Below are 24,974 nucleotides of genomic sequence, written 5' to 3'. Positions count from 1 at the left end.
CAGATCTTCAGCCTTTTGCTACATGTCATGACTTCTATGAGTGAAACTTTCGCGCATCCTGCGCTTTTTGCGGACATTTGCCGCCAGCTTGGGCGATAATCGCCAACGTTGCCCTCGGCGAGCCCGCCGTTGCGGCTGGAACCATGGTGTGGCGGGAACGGTCTTCCTGCGCTGTTGCCGAGAGAAGTCAAACCGATGTCCCCTGTGCGTATTTCCCTGTCCCGTATGCGTGGCCTGACCCGAGAGCAGTTGAGCGACCTGTTGCGCTTCGCCGGCCGGCGGCTGCGCGAGGACCGCCTGCCGCAAGTGGCCGGCAGCCTGACCTTTACCACCATCCTGTCGCTGGTGCCGATGCTGACCATCGCGCTGGCGCTGTTTACGGCCTTTCCGCTGTTCTCGACCTTCCGCGCCTCGCTGGAAGCCTACTTCGTCGAGAACCTCATGCCCAAGGGCGTGGCCAACACCATCCTGGGCTACCTGAACCAGTTCGCCGCCAAGTCGGCGCGCATCTCGGCCGTGGGCGGGGTGGTGCTGATCCTGACCTCGGTGTTGACCATGTCCACCATCGAGAGCGTGTTCAACCAGATCTGGCGCGTCAAGAAGTCGCGTCCGCTGGTGCAGCGCGTGCTGGTGTACTGGGCCATCATCACGCTGGGGCCGCTCTTGATCGGGGTCTCCATCAGCGTAACCTCCTATCTCTCCACCGCCACCGGCGGCGCCGTCAAGAGCCTGCCCTGGCTGGGGGCCAGTTTCTATACGCTGGTCTCGCTGATGTTCTCGACGCTGGCCTATACGCTGCTCTACAGCACCGTCCCCAACCAGACCGTGGACTGGCGTGATGCGCTGGCCGGCGGCCTGCTGGCGGGCATCGGGCTGGAAATCGCCAAGCGGCTCTTCGCCGTCTACATCCTCAAGTTTCCGACCTACACCATGGTCTATGGCACGGTGGCGGTGCTGCCGATCTTCCTGGTGTGGATCTACATGATGTGGATGATCACGCTCTTCGGTGCGCTGCTGACGGCGGCGCTGCCGGTGGTGCGCTATGAGCGCTGGTGGCATGTGGCCTCGCCGGGGGCGGAGTTCATCGATGCGATCAAGGTCTTGCGCTTCCTGCATGCGGCGCGGGTCGGGGTGGAGTCGGCCGTGGTCAGCATGGATGAGGTGCGCCGCGCCACCCGGTTGGGCCTGGGAGAGCTGCAGCAATTACTGGCCAGGATGAGCGAAGAGGGCTGGGTGGCCTCGGTCAAGCCCGGCAACAGCCGCCGCAGCAGCTGGAACCGCCGCATCACCGATGACATGGACCGCTGGACCCTGGTGGCCAATCCCAGCACGATCCAGTTGGCGCGGGTGTACCGTCTGTTCGTGTTCGATCCGGCCGTGCTGGCCCAGGCGGGCGAAGAAGAGGGCCTGGTCCATCGGGTAGAGGGCGCCATCGACGCCGTCCTGGCGCAATCGCTGGAGGATTACTGCAGCGCCGATGCGGCCCGGCGCGCCGCGCTGGAAGAGCAAGCGATGGAGGCTGCTGCGTCTGCTCCCGCGGCCACGCCCTACGCGGCGGTGCCGCTGGCCGAGCGCCGTCGCATCTGGGAGCGCCAGGCGTCGGAGTGAGCCGGGCCGCTGCCGGTCAGCCGGTCATTCAGAAGGAAACCTGACCGGTCAGCATCTGCCAATACATCACCCAGTCGCCCATGAAGGAATAGAGCGGGTGGCGCAGGGTGGCCGGCTGGTTCTTCTCCACCAGGAAATGCCCGGCCCAGGCAAAGCCATAGCCGCACAGCAGCGCCACGCCCAGCCACCACCACTGGTGCGTGAGCAGCAACAGCAACAGGCACAGCAGGGCCAGCGTGGACCCCAGGAAATGCAGCTGCCGGTTGACCCGGTGCGCATGCTCCCCCAGATAGATCGGGTAGAACTCGCTGAAGCTGGCGTAGTGGCGTTCGGGCAGGGTAGCGGACATGGGCTTCTCCGGAGGGGCCTGGCCTTTCCAGCTTAGTCAGCGGCGCGGCCAGATTCAATCCTTCATTTCCGGCGCATCGATGATGATGCAGGGCAATACTGCACCGCCATGTATGCGGCGGTTGCCCAAACGCGCTGCTTGCCCGTACCATGTGCAGTGCATCCCTGCATGGGTGCGGGTTTGGCGGCTCGCCAGCGGCTGCATACAGGATCAGTTATCCTGTTGCCCCCATGAATTGGATTTTCCCGGCGTCATCGCCTACAGTCAAAACAGCTTCATACAACTAGGACGACATCATGAAAGTCTCTGAAATCCTCAAGGTCAAGGGCAACATCCTCTTCACCGTCACGCCGGACACCCCGATCCAGGAGGCTGTGGCTGCGATGGCGGAAAAAGACATCGGTTCGCTGGTGGTCATGGAATACGGCGACCTGGTCGGCATGCTGACCTTCCGCGAAGTCCTGCTGACCCTGCACAAGAATGGCGGCGAACTGGGCGGCTCGACCGTGCGCAAGCACATGAACGACGCACCCATCACCGTCACACCCGATACCGACCTGAACGAAGTGCGCCGCATCATGCTGGAAAAGCACGCCCGCTACGTGCCGGTGATGGAAGCGCGCACCGTGCTGGGCGTGATGTCCTTCTACGACGTGGCCAAGGCGGTGCTGGACGCTCAGGGCTTCGAGAACAAGATGCTCAAGGCCTACATCCGCGATTGGCCGGCCGAGGAGGAAGAGCGCGAAGGCAACGCCTGAGCGCATCTCCCCGCGCCATCGCCGCCGCCCTTGCCGGGCTGGCGGCGTCGCCATGACCGTTCCTTCTGGAGCGGTTTTTTATTGTCCTTTGGTGTCGTTGTCATTCCGGCACAGCCTGCTAGGCTGCGCACTTTGCTTCCCTGACCTGATTGCCCATGCAAAAGAACAGCCAGTTCACGCTTTTCACCCAGCGGCGTTTCGCCCCCTTCTTCTGGACCCAGTTCCTCGGCGCACTCAATGACAACGTCTTCAAGACCGCGCTGCTGACCATCCTCACCTATGACGCACTGTCCTGGACGGACCTGGACCCGGGGCTGCTCAACAACCTCATCCCGGGCTTGTTCATCCTGCCGTTCTTCCTGTTCTCGGCCACTTCCGGCCAACTGGCCGACAAGCTGGAAAAGGGCCGGGTGGCGCGTTTCGTGAAGCTGCTGGAAATCGCCATCATGGGCATCGCCGCCTATGGCTGGATGACGCACCACCTGTGGCTGCTGGTGGCCGCCGTGATCGGCATGGGCGTCCATTCCACCCTGTTCGGACCGGTCAAGTACGCCTACCTGCCCCAGCAACTGCGGCGCGAAGAGCTCATCGGCGGCAATGGCCTCATCGAAATGGGGACCTTCGTGGGCATCCTGCTGGGCGAGATCCTGGGGGCGGTGCTGGTGGTCCACAAGCCCTGGGGGCTGCATCTGGTGGCCGGCATGACCATTGGTATTGCCGTGCTGGGCTGGCTGGCCAGCCTGCGTATTCCGCTCTCGCCGGCGCCGGTGCCTGAGTTGAAGGTGAACTGGAATCCCTTCACCGAGACCGTGCGCAACCTCGCCTACTCACGTCGCAATCGGCCAGTGTTCCTGTCGCTGCTGGGCAATTCCTGGTTCTGGTTCTATGGCGCGATCATGCTGGCGCAGTTTCCCGTCTATGCCAAGAACTACCTGCATGGCGACCACAGCGTCTTCGTGCTGCTGCTGGCGGTGTTCTCGGTGGGCATTGGCGCGGGGTCGCTGCTGTGCGAACGGCTCTCCGGCCACAAGGTGGAGATCGGCCTGGTGCCGTTCGGCTCCATCGGTCTGTCGGTGTTCGGGCTGGAGCTGTACTTCGCCAGCCAGGCCTATGTGACGCCGACGGCGATGCTGGACCTGGGCGGCTTCCTGGCCCAGGGCGGCAGCTGGCGCATCCTCATCGATTGCCTGGGCATCGGCGTGTTCGGCGGGCTCTACATCGTGCCGTTGTTTGCGCTCATCCAGACCCGTTGCGATCCGGCTCACGTCTCCCGCACCATCGCCGGGATGAACATCATGAACGCGCTCTTCATGGTGGTCTCGGCCCTGGTGGCCATGGTGCTGCTGAAGGCTGGGCTGAGCATCCCGCAGATCTTCCTGGCCACGGCCATCATGAATGGCGTGGTGGCGGCGTACATCTTCTCGCTGGTGCCGGAATTCCTGATCCGCTTCCTGGCGTGGATCCTGATCCATACCTTCTACCGCGTGCGCATCATCAATGGCCAGGCCATTCCCGAGCAGGGACCGGCGGTGCTGGTGTGCAACCATGTCAGCTATGTCGACGCCATCGCCATCATGGCGGCCAGTCCGCGTCCGGTGCGCTTCGTGATGGACCATCAGATCTTCAGGATTCCGGTGATGTCCTGGCTGTTCCGTAACGTGCGCGCCATTCCCATCGCGCCGGTCAAGGAAGACCCGTGGCTGACCGAGAAGGCCTTTGTCGATATCGCCCAGGCGCTGCATGAGGGCGAGCTGGTGTGCATCTTCCCCGAGGGCAAGCTCACCCGCGATGGCGAACTCAATCCCTTCAAGGGCGGTGTGCAGAAGATCATCGCCCGCAGCCCGGTGCCGGTGCTGCCGATGGCCTTGCGCGGCCTGTGGGGCAGCCTGTTCTCGCGCGATCCCAGCAATCCGGTGGCGCGCACCTTCAAGCGCGGCCTGTTCTCGCGGCTGGAACTGGCGGTGGGCGAGGCGATCCCGCCGGAGCAGGTCAGTCCCGAGCTGTTGCAGGAAAAGGTGCGCGAGCTGCGCGGCCAGTGGAAGTAGCAGCCCGATGGGGAAGGGCGCTGCGGCTCGTCGGCAGCGCCCGGGACTGGTAAAATCGCGACTTTCCCCACTTTTGCGCGAATCCCACCATGTCCGGCAATACCTTCGGCAAGCTCTTCACCGTCACCACCTTCGGCGAATCCCACGGCCCGGCCATCGGCTGCGTGATCGATGGCTGCCCGCCGGGCATGACGCTGTCGGAGGCCGACATCCAGCCGGAACTGGACCGCCGCCGTCCCGGCACTTCCCGCCATGTCACCCAGCGCCAGGAGCCCGATACCGTCGAAATCCTCTCGGGTACCTATGAAGGCAAGACCACCGGCACCCCCATCGCGCTGCTGATCCGCAACCAGGACCAGCGCAGCAAGGACTACGGCAACATTCTCGATACCTTCCGTCCCGGCCATGCCGACTACACCTACTGGCACAAGTACGGCATCCGCGACCCGCGCGGCGGCGGCCGCTCCTCGGCGCGCCTGACCGCGCCGGTGGTGGGCGCCGCGGCCGTCGCCAAGAAGTGGCTGTTCGAGCAGTACGGCACCACCTTCAAAGGCTGCATGAGCCAACTGGGCGAGATCGCCATTCCCTTCGAGTCGTGGGAACACGTGCCCAACAACCCCTTCTTCGCTGCCAACGCCAGCATCATCGAGCGCCTGGAAGCCTACATGGACGCCCTGCGCAAGGACGGTGACTCCATCGGCGCGCGCATCGACGTGGTGGCGCAGAACGTGCCGGTGGGCCTGGGCGAACCCCTGTATGACAAGCTCGATGCCGAGATCGCCTTTGCCCTCATGGGCATCAATGCCGTCAAGGGTGTGGAGATCGGCGCCGGCTTCCGCTCGGTGGCGCAGAAGGGGTCCGAGCATGGCGATGCGCTGACTCCGGAAGGCTTCGTCGGCAACAACGCTGGCGGCGTCCTGGGCGGCATCTCGACCGGGCAGGACATCACGGCCTCGATCGCCATCAAGCCCACCTCCAGCATCCGCACGCCGCGCCCGTCCATCGACAAGAGCGGCCAGCCGATCGCGGTGGAAACCTTCGGCCGCCACGACCCCTGCGTGGGCATCCGCGCCACGCCCATTGCCGAAGCCATGCTGGCGCTGGTGCTGATGGACCATGCCTTGCGCCATCGCGCCCAGTGCGGCGATGTCAAGGTCGATACGCCGGTGCTGCGCTGAACCAGGCCGCTGGCCGCCCGGCATCGGGCGGCTGAACCGAATTGCTGCGGGCCGGGTCGAAGCGGCTCAAGGCTGGCTGACCTGCGGCGCACCGCCGCACGGCAGGCCGATACCTGACTCAAGATCAATTATTCAAAAGGAGTGCGGGCATGGTGCTCAAACCTATCATCAAGAACAGTCTGTTGGCCCTAGCCCTGGCGGGGCTGGTGGCCTGCGAAACCGTCCAGACCACCCAAGGCGGCGCGGTCGGCATCGACCGCAAGCAGCAGATGCTGGTTTCCTCGGCAGAAATGGATGCGGCTTCCAGCAAGGAATACGCCCAGGTGCTGGCCGAGGCCAAGTCCAAGGGGCTGCTCAACCGCAATGCCGCGCAGGTGCAGCGCGTGCGCAATATCGCCAGTCGCCTGATCCCGCAGACCGGCGTGTTCCGTCCGGATGCGCTGAAATGGAACTGGGAAGTCAATGTGCTCAGTTCCGACGAAACCAATGCCTGGTGCATGCCCGGCGGCAAGATCGCCGTCTATACCGGCCTGATCGAGAAACTCAAGATCAGCGACGATGAACTGGCCGCCGTGATGGGGCACGAAATCGCCCACGCCCTGCGCGAGCACGCCCGCGAGCGCGCTTCCCAGCAGGTGGTGGCCAATTCGGCCATCTCCATCGGCGCAGCCCTGCTGGGGCTGGGCGATGTGGGCAAGCAGGGCGGGCAATACCTGTACATGGGCCTGATGGGCTTGCCCAATTCGCGCGCCAATGAAACCGAGGCCGATCGCATCGGCGTGGAACTGGCAGCCCGTGGCGGCTATGACCCCAAGGCGGCCGTCACGCTCTGGCAGAAGATGGCCAGCCTGGGCGGCGAAGAGCCGATGAAGTTCATGTCCACCCACCCCTCCAGCAGCGAGCGCATCGCCGACCTGACGGTCTATGCGCAGCGGGTCGAGCCGCTCTATCAGCAGACCCGCAGGCGCTGATCCGCGCGCGGCGCAGGCGGCACGCATCCGGCATTTCTCCTGCGAGTGGGGGAAATGCCGGATTTTTTACGTCTGCCGCAGCGCCTGCGCTTTTTTCGAGACCTTGCAGCATTATTCACTGTTGTTGCGGCGCGGCGGAAAACACGGCAGGGAGGTCAGACCTATCACTTTATGGCATAATCAAATGCTATTTTCCTGACCAGCATCCCTTTTCAGTTTCGCCAGGCCGCAACATGCTCAAGACGCTCTACGACAAACTCTGGGAGTCGCACGTCGTTCATACGGAAGATGACGGTACCGCCATCCTGTATATCGACCGCCACCTGCTCCATGAAGTGACCAGCCCGCAAGCCTTCGAAGGCCTCAAGCTAGCCGGTCGCCAACCCTGGCGCAATTCCGCCAACCTGATGGTGGCCGACCACAACGTCCCCACCACGGATCGTGCCCACGGCATCGCCGATCCCATCTCGCGCCTGCAGGTGGAGACGCTGGACGGCAACGCCAAGGAATACAGCCTGACCTACTTCGGCATGAACGACAAGCGTCAAGGCATCGTTCACGTGATCGGCCCTGAACAGGGCGCGACCCTGCCGGGCATGACGGTGGTCTGCGGCGATTCGCACACTTCCACGCACGGCGCCTTCGCCGCGCTGGCCCATGGCATCGGCACCTCCGAAGTGGAACACGTGCTGGCCACGCAGACGCTGCTGGCGCGCAAGTCCAAGGCCATGCTGGTGCAGGTCGACGGCGCGCTGCCGGCCGGCGTCACCGCCAAGGACATCGTGCTGGCCGTGATCGGCAAGATCGGCACCGCCGGCGGTACGGGCTATGCCATCGAATTCGCCGGCTCGACCATCCGCTCGCTGTCCATGGAAGGCCGCATGACGGTCTGCAACATGGCCATCGAAGCCGGTGCGCGCGCCGGCATGGTGGCCTTCGACGACACCACGCTGGAATACCTGAAGGGCCGCCCCTTCTCGCCCTCCGGTCCGCACTGGGAGCGCGCCGTGTCCTACTGGCGCAGCCTGCATTCGGACCCGGGCGCCAAGTTCGACATGGTGGTGACACTGAACGCCGCCGAGATCAAGCCGCAAGTCACCTGGGGCACTTCGCCCGAGATGGTGGTGGCGGTGGACGCCCGCGTTCCCGATCCCGACAAGGAAAAGGACCCGACCAAGCGCGACGGCATGGAAAAGGCCCTGGCCTACATGGCCCTGAAGCCCAACACCCCGATCGAAGACATCCGCATCGACAAGGTCTTCATCGGCTCCTGCACCAATTCCCGCATCGAAGACCTGCGCGAAGCCGCCAAGGTGGTGCGCGGCAAGTTCCGCGCCTCCAACGTCAAGCTGGCGATGGTGGTGCCGGGTTCGGGCCTGGTCAAGGAACAGGCCGAACGCGAAGGCCTGGACAAGATCTTCCGCGACGCCGGCTTCGAATGGCGTGAGCCGGGCTGTTCCATGTGCCTGGCCATGAACGCCGACCGCCTGGAACCGGGCGAGCGCTGCGCCTCGACCTCGAACCGCAACTTCGAGGGCCGCCAGGGCGCCGGTGGTCGTACTCACCTGGTGAGCCCGGCCATGGCCGCCGCCGCGGGGATTGCCGGCCACTTCGTGGACGTGCGCTCGCTGTAAGCATCTGCTTGTGAATCTTTTCGAGAGAAGACAACCATGAAAAAAATCTCCGCTCTGGTTCTGCTGGCCGTCACCCTGGGTGCGCTGGCTGGTTGCAACACCGTCAACGGCTTCGGCAAGGATGTCGAAAAGGTCGGCGAGAAGATGCAGGACGCCAGCAAGAAGTAAGCAGTAAATTGCAACAGGCTGCGGCCAGCGTGCCGCAGCTTCAGTTTTTGAACAGAAAACAGGAAGGGCAGGGCAGAACAAGCGCCCCGCCCACCGAGGCCAAGCTCATGAATAAATTTATCGTGCATGAAGGACTGGTGGCGCCGCTGGACCGCGCCAACGTCGATACCGATGCGATCATCCCCAAGCAGTTCCTGAAGTCGATCAAGCGCAGCGGCTTCGGCCCCAACCTGTTCGACGAATGGCGCTATCTGGACCACGGCGAGCCTGGCATGGACAACAGCAAGCGCCCGCTGAACCCGGATTTCGTACTCAACCAGGAGCGCTATCAAGGTTCGTCCATCCTGCTCTCGCGCAAGAACTTCGGCTGCGGCTCCTCGCGCGAGCACGCGCCCTGGGCGCTGGACCAGTTTGGCTTTCGCGCCGTGATCGCCCCCAGCTTCGCCGACATCTTCTTCAACAACTGCTACAAGAACGGCCTGCTGCCCATCGTGCTGACCGAGCAACAGGTCGATCACCTGTTCAATGAAGTCAAGGCCTTCCCGGGCTATCGCCTGGTCATCGATCTGGAAAAGCAGATCGTCAGCACCACCAATGGCAGCCAGACCTATCCGTTCGAGATCAGCGAATTCCGCAAGTACTGCCTGTTGAACGGTTTCGACGATATCGGTCTGACCCTACGCAAAGCCGACACCATTCGTGCCTACGAAGAGAAACACCTGCACGAACAGCCCTGGCTGAGCAACACGATCTGAGAGGATCGCTGAGACAACAGCACGGGGCGGTCAGATGGCCGCCCTTGTCGTTACTGTCCTTACCTATTCCAAGAACGTCTTCCAGCGCGGCTGGAAACACAGAGAAAGAGAAGCCATGAAGATTGCTATCCTGCCGGGTGACGGCATCGGTCCCGAAATCGTCAATGAGGCTGTGCGCGTGCTCAACGCGCTGGACGAGAAGTTCGAGATGGAAACCGCCCCGGTCGGCGGCGCCGGCTACGAAGCCCACGGCCACCCGCTGCCGGACGGCACCCTGAAGCTGGCCAAGGAAGCCGACGCCATCCTCTTCGGTGCGGTCGGCGACTGGAAGTACGACAAGCTGGAACGCGCCCTGCGCCCCGAGCAAGCCATCCTGGGCCTGCGCAAGCATCTGCAATTGTTCGCCAATTTCCGCCCGGCGATCTGCTACCCGGAACTGACCGGCGCTTCGTCCTTGAAGCCCGAGCTGGTGGCCAACCTGGACATCCTGATCGTGCGCGAACTGAACGGCGACATCTATTTCGGCCAGCCGCGCGGCATGCGCGAAGCGCCGGACGGCCCCTTCAAGGGCGCACGCGAAGGTTTTGATACCATGCGTTATTCGGAACCGGAAATCCGCCGCATCGCCCATGTCGCCTTCCAGGCCGCCGCCAAGCGCGGCAAGCGCCTGTGCAGCGTGGACAAGGCCAACGTGCTGGAGACCTTCCAGTTCTGGAAGGACATCGTCACCGAAGTGGGCAAGGAATATCCGGACGTGGAACTGTCGCACATGTACGTGGACAATGCCGCGATGCAACTGGTGAAGGCGCCGAAGAACTTCGACGTCATCGTCACCGGCAACATGTTCGGCGACATCCTCTCAGACGCGGCGGCCATGCTGACCGGTTCCATCGGCATGCTGCCTTCGGCGTCGTTGGATGCCAACAACAAAGGTCTGTATGAACCTTCGCACGGTTCGGCACCCGACATCGCCGGCCGCGGTATCGCCAATCCGCTGGCGACCATCCTGTCGGCGGCGATGATGCTGCGCTTCTCGCTGAACAAGGCCGAGCAGGCCGACCGCATCGAGAACGCGGTGAAGAAAGTGCTTGCGCAAGGTCTGCGCACCGCCGATATTTATGAAGAAGGCTGCACCAAGGTCAATACCCAGCAGATGGGTGAGGCCGTGGTCAAGGCCCTCGCCTGAGATCAATGCTGCCCGCCGACCCTTGCCGGGTGCGGCGGGACGCTTGAAATGCCGGATGGTCCGGCGCATATGTGTTCAATCTGATTTGTTCACCATGGATGTTCTAAATAGGGAAAGATGATGAAACTGGTTGGTTTGGTTGGCTGGCGTGGAATGGTGGGTTCGGTCCTGATGCAACGCATGCAGGACGAGGGTGATTTCGATCACATCGAACCGGTGTTTTTCTCGACTTCGAATGCGGGCGGCAAGGCGCCGTCGTTTGCCAAAAAGGAAACGACGCTGAAAGACGCCAACAGCATTGACGAGCTGAAGAAATGCGACATCATCATCACCGCACAGGGCGGCGACTACACCAATGAGATCTTCCCCAAGCTGCGCGCTGCCGGCTGGGACGGCTACTGGATCGATGCCGCGTCCTCGCTGCGGATGAAGGATGACGCCGTCATCGTGCTGGACCCGGTCAACAACAACGTCATCAAGGATGCGCTGGCCAAGGGTGTGAAGAACTACATCGGCGGCAATTGCACCAACTCCATCCTGCTGATGGGCGTGGGCGGCCTGTTCAAGGAAGGCCTGGTCGAGTGGGTCAGCTCCATGACCTACCAGGCTGCTTCCGGCGGCGGCGCCAATCACATGCGCGAACTGTTGAAGGGCATGGGCGTGATCAACGCGGCGGTCGCCGACGAGCTGGCCACCCCGTCCTCGGCCATCCTGGACATCGACCGCAAGGTCGCCAAGACCATCCGTGAAGACGTGCCCACCGAGTTCTTCGGCGCGCCGCTGGCCGGTGGCCTGATCCCCTGGATCGATGCCCAACTGGAAAACGGCCAGTCCAAGGAAGAGTGGAAGGGCCAGGCCGAAGTCAACAAGATCCTCGGCAACGAGCAGATCATCCCGGTCGACGGCCTGTGCGTGCGCATCGGCGCCATGCGCTGCCACAGCCTGGCGCTGACCATCAAGCTCAAGCGCGACCTGCCCCTGGCCGAGATCGAGTCCATCATCCGCGCCGGCAACCAGTGGGTGAAGTGGGTGCCCAATGACCGCGCCATCACGGTCAAGGAGCTGACCCCGGCGTCCATCACCGGCGGCCTCGAGATCGGCGTGGGGCGCGTGCGCAAGCTGAACCAGGGTCCGGAATATATCTCGGCCTTCGTCATCGGCGACCAGCTGCTGTGGGGCGCGGCCGAACCGCTGCGTCGCATGCTGCGCATCATCCTGGGCAACCTGGCGTAATTTGCGTGACAAGCTGAGCAGGCTGGATGTGGTTTAAGCGCGATAGCACTTGCCTATCCCGTTGTCAGTCTGCAACAATAGCCCGCCGCTCTTCCCGCAAGGGAGGGGCGGCGGGTTTTTCTCATCTTGAGAAGTTAAGTACACTTGCGGGTGTAAGTACTTGATGATAATTTGAAAAGCCCATTCATTTCATGAAAACCAACATGCGAGTACGGTAGTGGTCGTCGCGCTGCTGGATTTGATGAAATGGATTTGTGCTGCCCCCTTGATCCTGCTCATTCGCCCAGGCGAATCGCCTGGAGCAAGGTGTGGAAGTGGCGCCGGCCGCCATGCCAGGCCGCGCAACACCAGCCCCATTCACGGCTTCCACCGAATCCAATGCGAGCGTGACGGGTTTCCAGCGGAACGTTTCTCTAAGTTAATTAAAACATGCCTCTGAATACCAACAAGAAGCCGCACCTGTCCCAGATCAAGACCCTGAGCGCCGCCGTGGCCCTGGCGCTGGCCGTCCCGCTGGGCGCGCAGGCGGCCTCCTTGGGCAAGCTGACCGTGCTGTCCGCGTTGGGCCAGCCGCTGCGGGCCGAGATCGAAGTCACGGCCGTCAGCGCCGAAGAGGCCGGCAAGCTCTCCGCCAAACTGGCCCCCGCCGAAGCCTTCCGGCGCGCCAATGTCGATTACAACCCGGTGCTTGGTTCGCTGTCCTTCGCGGTGGAGCAGCGCCAGGGCCGCCATTTCATCCGCATCAGTTCGTCCCAGCCGGTCAGCGATCCCTTCGTCGATCTGCTGCTGGAGTTGAGCGCCGGCGATTCCCGCCTGATCCGTGAATATACATTCCTGCTCGACCCGGCCGACAGCAAGTCGCCGCGCAATGCCCAGGTCGCGCCCCTGACGCCGAGCAATGCCGTAGGCGCCGCCGCCAAGGGCGAGGCCGCTGCTGCGCCGGCAGCGCCCGCTGCGGCGGCAGAACCGGCGCCAGCCCCGGCTGCGGCAACCCAGGCCGCTGCTGCGGCAGCACCCGCACCTGCGGCGGCGTCTGCCTCTACTACGGCAGCGCCTGCTGCTGCAGCCCCTGCCGCGCCGACGAGCAGCGCGCCGATCCCTGTGAGCAGCGAAGAGCCCGCCAGCAATATCGTCCAGCGGCCCGCACCGTCGGCGCTGGCCGAAGAATTGATCCGTCGCCAGCAGGCTGCACCCGACAGCACGCCGGCTTCCGCCAGCCCCTCTGCCGCAGCACCTGCCGCGCCAGTGCAGGGCGCCACCGGCCAGGCTGCTGCTGCGCCGGCTGGCAAGACGGGGGATTATCGCGTCAAGCCGGGCGACACGCTGGCTGGCATCGCAGCCCGCAACCAGCAGGCCAACGTTTCGCTGGACCAGATGCTCATCGCCCTGTATCGCGCCAATCCGGACGCCTTCATGGGCAACAACATCAACCGCCTGCGCGCCGGCAAGATCTTGTCCATTCCCGACCAGCCCACCGCTGCCGCCGTGGATCAGACTGAAGCGCGTGGCATGGTGGTGGCCCAGGCCCAGGATTTCAACGCCTACCGCAACAAGCTCGCGGGCCAGGTCGCCAGTGCGCCGGCCGGCAAGCCCGGCGCCAGCCGCCAGAGCGGCGGTGGCAAGATCACCACGCGGGTGGAAGAACGTTCGGGCGCACAGGAAGCACGCGACCGGCTGGAGCTATCGCGCGCCAACAAGGGCCGTGGCAAGACCGGTAACGCTGGCGCTGCCGCCGCCGAGGATAAGGCCGCGGCCGAACGCGCCCTGGCCGAAGCCAACGACCGCGTCAAGGATCTCGAAAAGAACGTCGACAACCTGCAGAAGCTGCTGGAGCTGAAGAACAAGACCATTGCCGACCTCAGCGCGCAACAGAAGGAGGCCAAGCCCGAATCGCCCGCAGCGGCAGCCCCGGCGGCCAACGCCGAGGTCAAGCCAGCCGAGGGCGCGACACCTGCTGCTGATGCGCCTGCGGCGGCGGCTCCTGCGCCGGCCCCAGCGCCAGCACCTGCCGCCACGCCCCCGATGGCGGCCAAGCCGGCCGAGAAGTCCGGTGGCAGCTTCGTCGACAAGATCAAGGAAAACCCCTACGTGCTGGCTGGCGCAGGCGTGCTGGTCGCGCTGCTGGCCGGTGGCGGCGGGGTGCTGGCCATGCGTCGGCGCAAGAAAAAGGATGAAGCGGCGGCCGCCGAGCCCGCCGTCGAACCTGAGCCTGCGAGCGTACCCGAGCCTGAGCCGGTCGCAGCCGCCGTGGCGGCGGAGCCGGAGCCGCCGGTCAGCGCTGAGCCTGCTGTGGAGGCCGTTGCCGAGCCGGTTGCCGTGGCCGAAACGGTCGCCGAAGAAGCCCCGGTCGATCCCATCACCGAAGCTGACATGTACATCGCCTACGGCCGCGACGAGCAGGCCGAGGACATCCTCAAGCTGGCCCTGCAGACCCAGCCGGAGCGCCAGGCCTTGCACGCCAAGCTGCTGGAGATCTACGCCAAGCGCAACGACGTGGCGGCCTTCAACCGGGTGGCCCTGAACCTGCACGCGCTCAGCGGCGGTCTCAACGAAACCTGGGTCAAGGCGGCCGCGCTGGGCCTGGAGATCGATCCGACCAATCCGCTCTACGGCGGCCAGCCTGAGCCGGAACCCGAGCCGGAGCCGGAAGAGGCCGGCATGGAGTTCGATCTCGATGACTTCAAGAGCGCCGAGATCCGCGCCGACGCCACCCCGGCGCCTGCACCGATGGACCTGGGCAAGGATATCGACTTCGACCTCGACCTGGAGAACGGCGCCAAGCCCGACGCCGACGAGCCCTTGCTGCCGGCTTCCACCGCAGCCGCCTCGGCCTCGACGCTGCTGGACAGCCTGGATGACCAGCCCCAGGCCAGCAGCCTCTCCGACCTGGACCTGAGCCTGCCCGATGAAGCCAGCGCACCGCCGTCGGCCACCAACCTGCTGGAAGAGGACGAGGAATCGGCCTTCGAGGCAGAAATGACGACCAAGCTGGACCTGGCCGCCGCCTACGAGGAAATCGGCGACAAGGAAGGTGCGCGCGAACTGCTGGAAGAAGTCATGCGCGGCGGCAACGACGCCCAGGTGGCGCGGGCCAAGCAAATGATGGCCGGCCTGGGCTGAAGCCTTTGGCCTGAGCGATTACAATAGCGTCATCTCGCGGGCAGCTCGCATGAGCTGCCCGTTTGTTTTCATCGAGCCGGCCGCGGCACCCCGGACACGGAGTGCGCGCCGCCGGCCAGCCAGATTCCATGACAGAACTCGATCCCCAAGCCGAAGGCCTGCGCCGCGTGGTGCTGGGCGTGCAATACGACGGCGCTTCTTGGCAGGGCTGGCAGACCCAGCCACACCGGCAGACCGTACAGGATCAGCTGGAAGCCGCGCTGCAGCGCTTCAGCACCCAGCCCATCGCCACCACCTGTGCGGGCCGCACCGACTCCGGCGTGCATGCGCTGGAGCAGATCGTCCATTTCGATACCCCCATCGCCCGCGACAGCTTTTCCTGGGTGCGCGGCACCAATGCCTTCCTGCCGCCCACCATTGCCGTGCGCTGGGCCTGCGAACTGCCCTATGTGGATGACGCCGCCATCGCCAGTGCCGCCAGCCAGGCCGCTGAGCTGCATGGGGCCGATCGCGCGGGGGCGGACAGCCTGTCGCAGTTCGGCTTCCATGCGCGCTTTTCGGCCATTGCCCGTACCTATCACTACGTGCTCTACAACCACGCCGTGCGCACACCGCTCTTGGCCGGCAAGGCCGGCTGGACCTTCCGTCCGCTGGACGCCGACCGCATGCACCGCGCCGCCCAGCACCTCATCGGCGAGCATGATTTCACGAGCTTTCGCGCCGTCGAATGCCAGGCCAAGTCGCCAGTGCGCAAGATGGAAAGCATCGCGGTGCGCCGCCATGGCGACATGATTGTCTTTACCCTCAAGGCCAATGCCTTCCTGCATCACATGGTGCGCAATATCGTCGGCTCGCTGGTGGTGGTCGGCAGCGGCAAGCAGGAGCCCGACTGGATGGGCCAGGTGCTGGCCCTGCGCGACCGCAGCCGCGCCGCGCCGACCTTCATGCCCGACGGGCTTTACCTGGCGCGGGTAGACTATCCCGATGCCTGGGCGCTGCCGCAGGAGAGCCGCGCCTGGCCCTGGCTGTAATCCACGTATTTGCAAAGAGGCAAGTCCATGACGCACCGTACCCGCATCAAGATCTGCGGCCTGACCCGTGAAGAGGATGTCCGCGCCACCGTGGCCGCTGGCGCCGACGCGATGGGCCTGGTGTTCTATCCCAAGAGCCCGCGCTACGTCACACCCGAGCGCGCGGGCGAACTGGCGCGCGCCGTGCCGCCGTTCGTGAGCATCGTCGGCCTGTTCGTCAATCCCACCCTGGACGAGGTGCAGCAGGTGCTGGCCCAGGCGCCGCTGACCGTGCTGCAGTTCCATGGCGACGAGACGCCCGAGCAGTGCGCGGCGATTGCCCGCGCCGTTGTCAGACCCTTCATGCGCGCCGCCAGAATAGGAAGTTCGACGCAGCCCGCGGATTTGTTAGAATATGAGCAGGCATATCGCTCTGCCAGTCCGTTTTTCACCGGATTGCTGCTCGACACCCTGGTCGAGGAGTATGGCGGCAGCGGAAAGGTTTTCGATTGGTCTCTCATTCCAAAAGAACTCGCGCCTCGGGCCGTTTTGAGTGGTGGCTTGAGCGTACACAACGTCACTGAGGCGGTCGCAGGCGTTCGTCCCTACGCGGTCGACATCAGCAGTGGTGTCGAGGCCGCCAAGGGCATCAAGGACGCCGCCAGGATCGAAGCCTTCATCCAGGCTGTGCGTCTGGCCGATGCTACCTCGGCGTAGCCCCCTTAAAGAGTTTCAGAGGAACATCATGAAAGAATTGAATCCCCTCGGCGGTTTCGCCGAGCGTCAAGCCATTCCTGCCGCCGCCCTGCACCAGACGGCCCACTACAACCTGCCCGATTCCCGCGGCCATTTCGGCCCGTACGGCGGCAGCTTCGTGTCCGAAACGCTGACCCTGGCCTTGAACGAGCTGCGCGAGGCCTATGCGCGTTACCAGCACGATGAGCAGTTCCTGGCCGAATTCCATACCGAACTGAAGCATTTCGTCGGTCGTCCCAGCCCGGTGTACCACGCCAAGCGCTGGTCCGAGATGGCGGGTGGCGCGCAGATCTACTTCAAGCGCGAAGACCTGAACCACACCGGCGCCCACAAGATCAACAACGTGATCGGCCAGGCGCTCTTGGCCAAGCGCATGGGCAAGAAGCGCATCATCGCCGAGACCGGCGCCGGCCAGCACGGCGTGGCCACGGCCACCATCTGCGCGCGCTTCGGCATGGAATGCATCGTCTACATGGGCAGTGAAGACGTGAAGCGCCAATTGCAGAACGTCTACCGCATGAACCTCTTGGGCGCCAAGGTGGTGCCGGTGGAGTCCGGTTCCAAGACCCTGAAGGATGCGCTCAATGAAGCCATGCGCGACTGGGTCACCAATGTCGAGACCACCTTCTACATCATCGGCACCGTGGCCGGTCCGCACCCCTATCCGATGATGGTGCGCGACTTCCAGTCAGTGATCGGCAACGAGTGCATCCAGCAGATGCCGGAAATCGCCTCGCGCCAGCCCGACTACGTGGTGGCGGCGGTGGGTGGTGGTTCCAACGCCATGGGCATCTTCTATCCCTACATCGACTACCCGGACGTCAAGCTGGTCGGCGTGGAAGCCGCCGGCGATGGCCTGGACACTGGCCGTCACTCGGCCTCGCTGACCCTGGGCTCGCCCGGCGTGCTGCACGGCAACCGTACCTACCTGCTGCAGGACGCCAACGGCCAGATCATCGAGACCCACTCGGTCTCGGCCGGCCTGGACTATCCGGGCGTGGGCCCGGAACACGCCTGGCTCAAGGACAGCGGTCGCGCCAGCTATGCCTGCATCACCGATGACGAGGCGCTCGAAGCCTTCAATACCTGCTGCCGCATCGAAGGCATCATCCCCGCGCTGGAGTCCAGCCACGCACTGGCCCATGCGGCCAAGCTGGCGGCCACCTTGCCGCGGGACCAGATCGTGCTGGTCAACCTGTCCGGCCGGGGGGACAAGGACATGCATACCGTGCAACAGCGCCAGGGTTGATCCCCGGCCTGGCCCGCACGTGCCGGCCGGTCCTTGTGGGCCTGCCGGCTGGTTCGACAAAAAACTTCACAACATCATGTCCAGAATCCAGACCACCTTTTCCCAACTGGCCGAGCAAAAGCGCAAGGCCCTGATCACTTTCATCACCGCCGGCGACCCGGCCCCCGAGCTGACCGTGCCGCTGCTGCACGCGCTGGTGGCCGGTGGCGTGGATATCCTCGAGCTGGGCGTGCCATTCTCCGACCCCATGGCCGAAGGCCCGGTGATCCAGCGCGCTTGCGAGCGCGCCCTGAAATTCGGCATCAGCACCCATGACGTGCTGGGCTACGTGCGCGAATTCCGCAAGACCAATACCCACACCCCCATCGTGCTGATGGGCTATGCCAATCCGATCGAGCGCTTTGGCGTGGACGCCTTCATCGCGGCGGCCAGCGAAGCGGGCGTGGATGGCACTATCGTGGTGGACTATCCGCCCGAGGAATGTGAAGAATTCGCCCAGAAGATGCAGGCCAAGGGCATGGACCCGATCTTCCTGCTGGCGCCGACCTCCTCGCAAGAGCGCATCCGCCAGGTGGCGGCCGTCAGCAGCGGCTTCTGCTACTACGTCTCGCTCAAGGGCGTGACCGGCGCGGGTCACATCGATACGGCTGAAGTGGCCGAGCGCATCGCCGCCATCCGCCAGCATGTGAAGCTGCCCATTGCGGTGGGCTTTGGCATCCGTGACGGCGCTACCGCCCGTACCGTGGGCAGCGTGGCCGATGCGGTCGTCATCGGCAGCCGCATCATCGCCGAACTGGAAAATACCCCGCAAGACCAGGCCTGTGACGCGGTGCAAGCCTTCGTCACCGATATCCGCCAGGCGCTGGATGCCTGAAGGGGGTGACCTCGGCCCGCCAGGGCAGGGGGGAAGGAAGTGACAAGCCTCCGGTGGCTGCCGGAGGCTTTGTTTTTTGACAAGGCGACCGCAGCTGCTGCCCGCAGGAACAGGAGATGTTCTTGCCTGCCGGAAAGCATGACCGTGCTTTACATCCGCCCTCGGTGGGCTCTGGTACAATGCGCGCCACCGGAAAAATCTATGAGGTCTCTATGAGCTGGCTCGAGAAGTTATTGCCACCCCAGATTCAACGCGGCTCCACCAGCCGCAAAGCCATCCCGGAAGGTTTGTGGGTCAAGTGCCCCTCCTGCGAAGCGGTGCTGTACCGTACCGACCTGGAATCCAACCTGCATGTCTGCCCCAAGTGCAGCCACCACATGCGCATCCGCGCCCGCGCTCGTCTCGATGCCCTGCTCGACGAAGGCGGCCGCTATGAGATCGGTCAGGAAGCCCTGCCGGTCGATACCCTGAAGTTCAAGGACAGCAAGAAGTACCCCGATCGTCTCAAGGACGCCATGGAATCCACCGGCGAAACCGACGCCATGGTGGTCATGGGCGGCGCCATCATGACCCTGCCGGTCGTGGTGGCCTGCTTCGAGTTCGAATTCATGGGCGGCTCCATGGGCTCTGTGGTCGGCGAGCGCTTTGTGCGCGGCGCCCAGGCGGCGCTGGAGCAGAAGGTGCCCTTCATCTGCATCACCGCCACGGGCGGTGCGCGCATGCAGGAAGGCCTGCTGTCGCTGATGCAGATGGCCAAGACCACGGCCATGCTGACCAAGCTGTCGGAAAAGAAACTGCCCTTCATCAGCGTGCTGACCGACCCCACCATGGGCGGCGTGTCGGCCTCGTTTGCCTTCATGGGCGATGTGGTGATGGCCGAACCCAAGGCCCTGATCGGCTTTGCCGGCCCGCGCGTGATCGAGAACACGGTGCGCGAGAAGCTGCCTGAAGGCTTCCAGCGTGCTGAATTCCTGGTCACCAAGGGCGCCATCGACATGATCGTCGACCGCCGCAAGATGCGTGAGGAAATCGCCCATCTGCTGGCGCTGCTGCAAAACCAGGCCGCCGAAACGGTTTCCTGATAAGCGTTATACTTCAGGCCCGGATTTGCAGAAGTGCAAATCCGGGCCTTGTTTTTTGACATGCTTCTTTCGAAGCGCCCATCTACCGTTCGACCTGAGTAGGCCCGCAGGGCCGTATCGAAGGCGCACAGGATTGTGGATTGTGCAAGCCAGCCAGGACGGAGCGCCCCTTCGGCGAGCTCAGGACAGGCTTCGATACGCGGTCATGCCGCTACTCAGGACGAACGGCAATCTGTATCGCATGGATTGCGGAACAGTCCCGTAATTCGTAATTCGTATTTCGTTTTTGTGCAGTAGCTTCACCCACCGAGACGCGCCATGACTTCCCAAGCCTCCCCCACGCCCACCACCCTCAATGAATGGCTGGCCCTGCTGGAACAACGCCACTTCAAGCAGATCGACATGGGCCTGGAGCGCGTCATGCAGGTCAAGCAGAAGCTCGATATCCACTTCGATTGCCCGGTCATCATGGTGGCCGGCACCAATGGCAAGGGCTCCACCTGCGCCATGCTGGAATCCATCCTGCTGCGCGCCGGTTACCGCGTAGGCCTCTACATGAAGCCGCATTTCCTGCACTTCAACGAGCGCGCGCGCCTGTCCGGCGACATGGCCAGCGACGCCCAGCTGATCGCCGCCTTCGAGGCGGTGGAGGCGCAGCGCGGCGATATCTCCCTGACCTATTTCGAATTCACCACCCTGGCCATCATGAAGCTGCTGGCCGATGCCCGGCAGGACGTGGTGATCCTCGAAGTCGGCCTGGGCGGCCGCCTGGATGCGGTCAATGTGATCGATGCCGATGTGGCCATCGTCACCAGCATCGATATCGACCATACCGAATACCTGGGCGAGACGCGTGAAGAGATCGGCTTCGAGAAGGCCGGCATCTTCCGTCCCGGCAAGGTGGCCGTGTGCGGCGATCCGCTGCCGCCCAAGTCGCTCATCGCCCATGCCGAGAAGATCGGTGCGGACCTGTGGCTCATGGGGCGCGACTTCAACTACCAGGGCGACAAGCAGCAATGGGCCTATGGCGGGCGCGGCATGCGCCGCAATTCGCTGGCCTATCCCAGCCTGCGCGGGGCCAACCAGCTGCTGAACGCCTCGGCGGCGCTGGCCGCGCTCGAGGCGCTGCGCGAGGTGCTGCCCGTGGGGGCCCAGGAAGTGCGTACCGGCCTGGCCACGGTGGAGCTGCCGGGCCGCTTCCAGGTTCTGCCGGGCCAGCCGCTGGTGATCCTGGACGTGGCCCACAATCCCCATGCCGCCGCCACGCTGGCGCAGAACCTGGACAACATGGGCTTCCATCCCTACACCTACGCGGTATTCGGCTCCATGCTGGACAAGGACATCGAAGGCGTGATCGGGCACCTGAAGGACAAGATCGACCACTGGTGCGTGACCGACCTGCCGCTGCCGCGCGCGGCCAGCGCGCAACAGCTCAAGGACGCCCTGCTGGGAGCCGGCGTGCAGCCAGAATTCAGGCGGGACGCGGCGCGCAGCATCGAAACCTTCACCACGCCCGCCGCTGCCTATGCAAATGCATTAAGCAGAGCAGGGGAGAATGATAGAATTGTGGTTTTCGGGTCATTCCTGACCGTGGCCGGTGTGATGCAAGCGCGCCGTCCGGGTCTGCACTGATTCCGAACCCGATTTCCGGAGCCGGCCGCCACGCCCGGCGGTGCCAGGACCTGACTGGCCGGGCAGCCTTTCCAAGTTATTCAGATCAATTCAAGACGACTCCGCATGGGCTTGTTCTCGTTTTTCCGTAAAAACAAGCAGGACGCTGCTTCCGATCAAGGCGCTTTCCGTTCGCGTTCCGAAGAGCAGTCTTCCGTCATTCGCAGCCGCAGCAGCCGTAGCACTGCCAATACCTCCGGCCGCGCCACCGGTACGCGGGCCAAGGCCGGCAAGGATGGCGGCGCCGATCCGTTGTTGCCGGAAAAGAAACGCGCCCGTCGCCGCCTGATCGGTGCGGTCGCGCTGGCGCTGGCGGTGGTGATCGTGTTGCCGATGATCCTCGATTCCGAGCCCAAGCCGCTCAACGACGATATCGCCATCCAGATTCCCTCCAAGGACCAGCCGGCCTCCGGTGCGGCCCAGCCGGCTGCGGGTGACGCCAAGCAGGCTTCGCTGGACCAGAAGGAAGAGATCGTCGAGCCCGCCAGTATCGCCCCTGAGCCCGCTACGACCCCGGCGCCTGCAGCCACTGCACCGGCGGCAACCCAGCCGGCCACACCGCCGGTGGCGGCGGTCGCCCCGAAGGTCATAGAGAAGCCAGTGGAAAAGCCCGCTGAAAAGCCGGCCGACAAGCCCACACCCAAGATCGAGGAAAAGAAGCCCATCGTCGTCGAGCACCGGGAAGAGCCCAAGAAGGAAGCGGCCAAGCCCAAGGCGTCCGCACCTTCGGCGCATGACGATTCGGCGCGCGCCCTGGCGATCCTGGAAGGCAAGAGCGGCGCTGCAGCGGCTCCGGCGGAGAAGAAACCGGCCGCCTCGGGCGGCAAGTTCGTCATCCAGGTTGCCGCGCTGGCGACCCAGGACAAGGTCAATGAATTGCGCAACAAGCTCAGCGCCGCAGGGATTCACTCCTATACACAAAAGATCGCCACCCAGGCTGGCGATCGCACGCGCATCCGCGTCGGCCCCTTCGGCAGCCGCGAGGAAGCGGAGCGCATGGGAGGCCGAATCAAGAAGCTGGGCCTGAATGCCACGATTGTTCCTGCTTGAATTTGGCTGCATATAGCCGCATATTGTTGTCATCGTGACGATATTTGACTACTTGGTGCTGCTGATCCTGGGATGTTCCGTGATCATTGGCACGCTGCGTGGGCTGGTGCGCGAGGTGTTGTCGCTGGCGGGCTGGGTGGTCGCCCTGGTGGTGGCCGATACCTACGGCGAGGCGCTGGCGACCATGCTGCCCGAGATGGTGCCGGGCGAGCTGACGCGACTGATCGTGGCCTTCATCGCCCTGTTCATCGGGACGCGGCTGTTGGTGGCGCTGGTGGCGCGCACCTTGAGCGAACTGGTCAAGGCCACGGGCCTGACGCTGCTGGACCGCACCCTGGGCAGTTTCTTCGGGGTGGCGCGCGGCGTCCTGCTGGTGGTGGTGGCGGCGCTCCTGTGCGGCACCACGGCCATTCCGCAGCAGGCGTTCTGGAAGGAAGCCCGCTTCAGTCCCTGGGTCGAGCAGGCCGCCGAAGCGGTATTGCCCTACTTGCCGGGCAAGCTGGCCGAGCATGTGAGTTTCGCCACCCCTGTGTGATGGCAGCGCCCCGTGGCGGGGCGGGTCGGGCGGGGAGGGCAACGCGGTTCTTTTTCGTTTTCGTTTTTCGTTAGGAGTCCACCATGTGTGGCATCGTCGGTATCGTCTCTCATAGTCCCGTCAACCAGATGCTGTATGACGCACTGCTGCTGTTGCAGCATCGCGGCCAGGATGCGGCGGGGATCGCAACCAACCACAGCAACGGTTTTTCGATGCACAAGGCCAACGGCCTGGTGCGCGACGTGTTCCGCACCCGCAACATGCGCTCGCTGCCGGGCAACACCGGTATCGGCCAGGTGCGTTATCCGACCGCAGGCAGCTCTTCCTCGGAAGAAGAAGCGCAGCCGTTCTACGTCAATGCCCCCTTCGGCATCATCCTGGCGCACAACGGCAACCTGACCAATGCGGAACAGTTGAAGATCGAGATGTTCAAGAACGATCGCCGCCACATCAACACCGATTCCGATACCGAAGTGCTGTTGAACGTGCTGGCCCACGAGATCCAGCAAGCCACCACCGGCTATTCGCTGGACCCGGCGGCGCTGTTCAAGGCCGTGGCCATGGTCCACAAGCGCGTGCGCGGCTCCTACGCCGTGGTGGCGCAGATCGCCGGCTATGGCCTGTTGGGCTTCCGCGATCCGTACGGCATCCGTCCGATGTGCCTGGGCTTCAATGAAAGCGACAAGGGCGTCGAATACATGATGGCCAGCGAGTCGGTGGCGCTGGAAGGCATGGGCTTCCGCTTCTTGCGCGACGTCAATCCGGGTGAAGCGATCTTCATCGACAACGACGGCAAGCTGTACAACCAGCAATGCGCCGAGAACCCGTCGCTGAACCCCTGCGCCTTCGAATACGTCTACCTGGCCCGTCCGGACTCCATCATCGATGGCGCCTCGGTCTACGCCACCCGCCTGAAGATGGGTGAATTCCTGGCCGACAAGATCCGCAGCCAGTTCAAGCACGGCGAGATCGACGTGGTCATGCCGATCCCCGATTCCTCGCGTCCGGCCGCCATGGAACTGGCGCTGAAGCTGGGCATCGAGTACCGCGAAGGTTTCATCAAGAACCGCTACATCGGCCGCACCTTCATCATGCCGGGCCAGGCGCTGCGCAAGAAGTCGGTGCGCCAGAAGCTCAACGCCATCGGCAGCGAATTCAAGGGCAAGAACGTGCTGCTGGTGGACGACTCCATCGTGCGCGGCACCACCAGCCGGGAAATCGTGCAGATGGCCCGCGAGTCGGGCGCCAAGAACGTGATCTTCGCATCGGCCGCACCGCCGGTGAAGTTCCCCAACGTCTATGGCATCGACATGCCGACCCGTGACGAGCTCATCGCCTTCGGCCGCAGCGAAGAGGAAGTGTGCCGCGAAATCACTGCCGACGCCCTGGTCTACCAGGACGTGGAAGCCCTGAAGCGCGCCATCTCCGACGCCAACCCGGCCCTGAAGCAGTTTGAAGCCTCCTGCTTCGATGGTCACTACATCACCGGCGACATCACCCAGGAATACCTGGACCGCATCGAATACGCCCGCAAGAATCCCAAGCCGGCGCTGGAAGATGCAGTGCGTTCGCAGCTGAACCTGAATCTGGCCCGCGTGGATTGATCCGCGCCCGTCCAGGGACTTGAACAGCACGCCGGTGGCCGCTTACGCGGCGCCGGCGTTTCTTATTGGCGTACCTGTCCTGGCGTTCTGGCTTATCATTTTGCCTTCGGCGCTGCGCTTGCCGGCGCTGCTTATCCA

Annotated in this window: 21 protein-coding genes; 20 read left to right on the top strand and 1 reads right to left on the bottom strand. The window is 64.0% G+C overall.

The genetic code is table 11. The annotated features are described in order from the left end of the window. The first annotated feature begins 195 nt into the window (after nucleotides 1–195). Nucleotides 196–1,608, top strand: a complete 1,413-nt coding sequence (locus ACP92_RS16515; RefSeq protein WP_013235250.1) for a YihY family inner membrane protein — start codon at nucleotides 196–198, stop codon at nucleotides 1,606–1,608. A 28-nt stretch (nucleotides 1,609–1,636) separates the two neighbouring features. Here the strand turns inward: ACP92_RS16515 and ACP92_RS16510 are convergent, their stop codons facing one another. Then, nucleotides 1,637–1,957, bottom strand: a complete 321-nt coding sequence (locus ACP92_RS16510) for an Mpo1-like protein (RefSeq protein WP_013235249.1) — start codon at nucleotides 1,955–1,957, stop codon at nucleotides 1,637–1,639. Between the two features lie 296 nt (nucleotides 1,958–2,253). On the opposite strand from ACP92_RS16510, the gene ACP92_RS16505 reads away from it, so the two are divergent. From ACP92_RS16505 to purF, 19 genes are all read left to right on the top strand, one after another. Continuing rightward, on the top strand, nucleotides 2,254–2,715 hold the full coding sequence (locus tag ACP92_RS16505; protein WP_013235248.1) for a CBS domain-containing protein: 462 nt from the start codon (nucleotides 2,254–2,256) through the stop codon (nucleotides 2,713–2,715). 155 nt (nucleotides 2,716–2,870) lie between these two features. Next, the gene (locus ACP92_RS16500) at nucleotides 2,871–4,760 is read left to right on the top strand and encodes an MFS transporter (protein WP_013235247.1); all 1,890 of its coding nucleotides are present in this window, start codon (nucleotides 2,871–2,873) and stop codon (nucleotides 4,758–4,760) included. A gap of 89 nt (nucleotides 4,761–4,849) precedes the next feature. Further along, nucleotides 4,850–5,938, top strand: a complete 1,089-nt coding sequence (gene aroC, locus ACP92_RS16495; protein WP_013235246.1) for a chorismate synthase — start codon at nucleotides 4,850–4,852, stop codon at nucleotides 5,936–5,938. 149 nt (nucleotides 5,939–6,087) lie between these two features. Further along, complete coding sequence (locus ACP92_RS16490) at nucleotides 6,088–6,909, top strand: M48 family metallopeptidase (RefSeq protein ID WP_013235245.1); 822 nt, start codon at nucleotides 6,088–6,090, stop codon at nucleotides 6,907–6,909. Between the two features lie 233 nt (nucleotides 6,910–7,142). After that, nucleotides 7,143–8,543 (top strand): 3-isopropylmalate dehydratase large subunit, encoded by a 1,401-nt coding sequence (gene leuC / locus ACP92_RS16485; protein ID WP_013235244.1) that lies wholly within the window; start codon nucleotides 7,143–7,145, stop codon nucleotides 8,541–8,543. 36 nt (nucleotides 8,544–8,579) lie between these two features. After that, complete coding sequence (locus tag ACP92_RS16480; RefSeq protein ID WP_008330868.1) at nucleotides 8,580–8,711, top strand: entericidin A/B family lipoprotein; 132 nt, start codon at nucleotides 8,580–8,582, stop codon at nucleotides 8,709–8,711. A 107-nt stretch (nucleotides 8,712–8,818) separates the two neighbouring features. After that, nucleotides 8,819–9,466 carry a 3-isopropylmalate dehydratase small subunit gene (gene leuD / locus ACP92_RS16475; RefSeq protein ID WP_013235243.1) on the top strand — a complete coding sequence of 216 codons (648 nt, stop codon included), beginning with the start codon at nucleotides 8,819–8,821 and terminating at the stop codon, nucleotides 9,464–9,466. A 115-nt stretch (nucleotides 9,467–9,581) separates the two neighbouring features. Continuing rightward, nucleotides 9,582–10,652 (top strand): 3-isopropylmalate dehydrogenase, encoded by a 1,071-nt coding sequence (gene leuB / locus ACP92_RS16470; RefSeq protein WP_013235242.1) that lies wholly within the window; start codon nucleotides 9,582–9,584, stop codon nucleotides 10,650–10,652. A gap of 120 nt (nucleotides 10,653–10,772) precedes the next feature. Beyond that, complete coding sequence (asd, locus tag ACP92_RS16465; protein WP_041311023.1) at nucleotides 10,773–11,885, top strand: aspartate-semialdehyde dehydrogenase; 1,113 nt, start codon at nucleotides 10,773–10,775, stop codon at nucleotides 11,883–11,885. Between the two features lie 429 nt (nucleotides 11,886–12,314). Further along, entirely contained in the window at nucleotides 12,315–15,005 is a 2,691-nt protein-coding gene (locus tag ACP92_RS16460; protein ID WP_013235240.1) for a motility hub landmark protein FimV, read from the top strand. Between the two features lie 128 nt (nucleotides 15,006–15,133). Continuing rightward, the gene (locus ACP92_RS16455) at nucleotides 15,134–16,036 is read left to right on the top strand and encodes a tRNA pseudouridine synthase A (RefSeq protein WP_013235239.1); all 903 of its coding nucleotides are present in this window, start codon (nucleotides 15,134–15,136) and stop codon (nucleotides 16,034–16,036) included. Between the two features lie 27 nt (nucleotides 16,037–16,063). Further along, nucleotides 16,064–16,732: a phosphoribosylanthranilate isomerase gene (locus tag ACP92_RS16450; RefSeq protein ID WP_013235238.1), complete on the top strand. Its 669-nt coding sequence runs from the start codon at nucleotides 16,064–16,066 to the stop codon at nucleotides 16,730–16,732. Nucleotides 16,733–16,760: 28 nt separating this feature from the next. After that, the gene (gene trpB / locus ACP92_RS16445; protein WP_013235237.1) at nucleotides 16,761–18,020 is read left to right on the top strand and encodes a tryptophan synthase subunit beta; all 1,260 of its coding nucleotides are present in this window, start codon (nucleotides 16,761–16,763) and stop codon (nucleotides 18,018–18,020) included. A gap of 76 nt (nucleotides 18,021–18,096) precedes the next feature. Further along, nucleotides 18,097–18,894, top strand: a complete 798-nt coding sequence (trpA, locus tag ACP92_RS16440; protein WP_013235236.1) for a tryptophan synthase subunit alpha — start codon at nucleotides 18,097–18,099, stop codon at nucleotides 18,892–18,894. A gap of 212 nt (nucleotides 18,895–19,106) precedes the next feature. Beyond that, a complete protein-coding gene (gene accD, locus ACP92_RS16435; protein WP_013235235.1) occupies nucleotides 19,107–19,976 on the top strand; it encodes an acetyl-CoA carboxylase, carboxyltransferase subunit beta in 870 nt (289 codons plus the stop codon). Nucleotides 19,977–20,294: 318 nt separating this feature from the next. Then, entirely contained in the window at nucleotides 20,295–21,608 is a 1,314-nt protein-coding gene (folC, locus tag ACP92_RS16430; RefSeq protein ID WP_013235234.1) for a bifunctional tetrahydrofolate synthase/dihydrofolate synthase, read from the top strand. A 105-nt stretch (nucleotides 21,609–21,713) separates the two neighbouring features. After that, on the top strand, nucleotides 21,714–22,697 hold the full coding sequence (locus tag ACP92_RS16425; RefSeq protein WP_013235233.1) for an SPOR domain-containing protein: 984 nt from the start codon (nucleotides 21,714–21,716) through the stop codon (nucleotides 22,695–22,697). A 34-nt stretch (nucleotides 22,698–22,731) separates the two neighbouring features. Then, nucleotides 22,732–23,232, top strand: a complete 501-nt coding sequence (locus ACP92_RS16420; RefSeq protein ID WP_013235232.1) for a CvpA family protein — start codon at nucleotides 22,732–22,734, stop codon at nucleotides 23,230–23,232. An 83-nt stretch (nucleotides 23,233–23,315) separates the two neighbouring features. Next, nucleotides 23,316–24,836 carry an amidophosphoribosyltransferase gene (gene purF, locus ACP92_RS16415; protein ID WP_013235231.1) on the top strand — a complete coding sequence of 507 codons (1,521 nt, stop codon included), beginning with the start codon at nucleotides 23,316–23,318 and terminating at the stop codon, nucleotides 24,834–24,836. Nucleotides 24,837–24,974 lie beyond the last annotated feature (138 nt).

Source organism: Herbaspirillum seropedicae (assembly GCF_001040945.1).
In the GTDB taxonomy this organism is placed as follows: Bacteria; Pseudomonadota; Gammaproteobacteria; order Burkholderiales; family Burkholderiaceae_D; genus Herbaspirillum; species Herbaspirillum seropedicae.
The sequence above is the reverse complement of the archived record's forward strand: the minus strand, read 5'-3'. Positions and strand labels throughout refer to the sequence as shown.

What these genes read in the sequence shown, in the direction of transcription:
- ACP92_RS16510 (WP_013235249.1), bottom strand. Translation starts at nt 1,957, where the DNA reads ATGTCCGCTACCCTGCCCGAACGCCACTACGCCAGCTTCAGCGAGTTC.
- ACP92_RS16455 (WP_013235239.1), top strand. Translation starts at nt 15,134, where the DNA reads ATGACAGAACTCGATCCCCAAGCCGAAGGCCTGCGCCGCGTGGTGCTG.
- ACP92_RS16490 (WP_013235245.1), top strand. Translation starts at nt 6,088, where the DNA reads ATGGTGCTCAAACCTATCATCAAGAACAGTCTGTTGGCCCTAGCCCTG.
- ACP92_RS16460 (WP_013235240.1), top strand. Translation starts at nt 12,315, where the DNA reads ATGCCTCTGAATACCAACAAGAAGCCGCACCTGTCCCAGATCAAGACC.
- ACP92_RS16425 (WP_013235233.1), top strand. Translation starts at nt 21,714, where the DNA reads ATGGGCTTGTTCTCGTTTTTCCGTAAAAACAAGCAGGACGCTGCTTCC.
- accD (WP_013235235.1), top strand. Translation starts at nt 19,107, where the DNA reads ATGAGCTGGCTCGAGAAGTTATTGCCACCCCAGATTCAACGCGGCTCC.
- trpB (WP_013235237.1), top strand. Translation starts at nt 16,761, where the DNA reads ATGAAAGAATTGAATCCCCTCGGCGGTTTCGCCGAGCGTCAAGCCATT.
- ACP92_RS16505 (WP_013235248.1), top strand. Translation starts at nt 2,254, where the DNA reads ATGAAAGTCTCTGAAATCCTCAAGGTCAAGGGCAACATCCTCTTCACC.
- ACP92_RS16515 (WP_013235250.1), top strand. Translation starts at nt 196, where the DNA reads ATGTCCCCTGTGCGTATTTCCCTGTCCCGTATGCGTGGCCTGACCCGA.
- aroC (WP_013235246.1), top strand. Translation starts at nt 4,850, where the DNA reads ATGTCCGGCAATACCTTCGGCAAGCTCTTCACCGTCACCACCTTCGGC.
- ACP92_RS16480 (WP_008330868.1), top strand. Translation starts at nt 8,580, where the DNA reads ATGAAAAAAATCTCCGCTCTGGTTCTGCTGGCCGTCACCCTGGGTGCG.
- ACP92_RS16500 (WP_013235247.1), top strand. Translation starts at nt 2,871, where the DNA reads ATGCAAAAGAACAGCCAGTTCACGCTTTTCACCCAGCGGCGTTTCGCC.
- folC (WP_013235234.1), top strand. Translation starts at nt 20,295, where the DNA reads ATGACTTCCCAAGCCTCCCCCACGCCCACCACCCTCAATGAATGGCTG.
- purF (WP_013235231.1), top strand. Translation starts at nt 23,316, where the DNA reads ATGTGTGGCATCGTCGGTATCGTCTCTCATAGTCCCGTCAACCAGATG.
- trpA (WP_013235236.1), top strand. Translation starts at nt 18,097, where the DNA reads ATGTCCAGAATCCAGACCACCTTTTCCCAACTGGCCGAGCAAAAGCGC.
- leuC (WP_013235244.1), top strand. Translation starts at nt 7,143, where the DNA reads ATGCTCAAGACGCTCTACGACAAACTCTGGGAGTCGCACGTCGTTCAT.
- leuB (WP_013235242.1), top strand. Translation starts at nt 9,582, where the DNA reads ATGAAGATTGCTATCCTGCCGGGTGACGGCATCGGTCCCGAAATCGTC.
- asd (WP_041311023.1), top strand. Translation starts at nt 10,773, where the DNA reads ATGAAACTGGTTGGTTTGGTTGGCTGGCGTGGAATGGTGGGTTCGGTC.
- leuD (WP_013235243.1), top strand. Translation starts at nt 8,819, where the DNA reads ATGAATAAATTTATCGTGCATGAAGGACTGGTGGCGCCGCTGGACCGC.
- ACP92_RS16450 (WP_013235238.1), top strand. Translation starts at nt 16,064, where the DNA reads ATGACGCACCGTACCCGCATCAAGATCTGCGGCCTGACCCGTGAAGAG.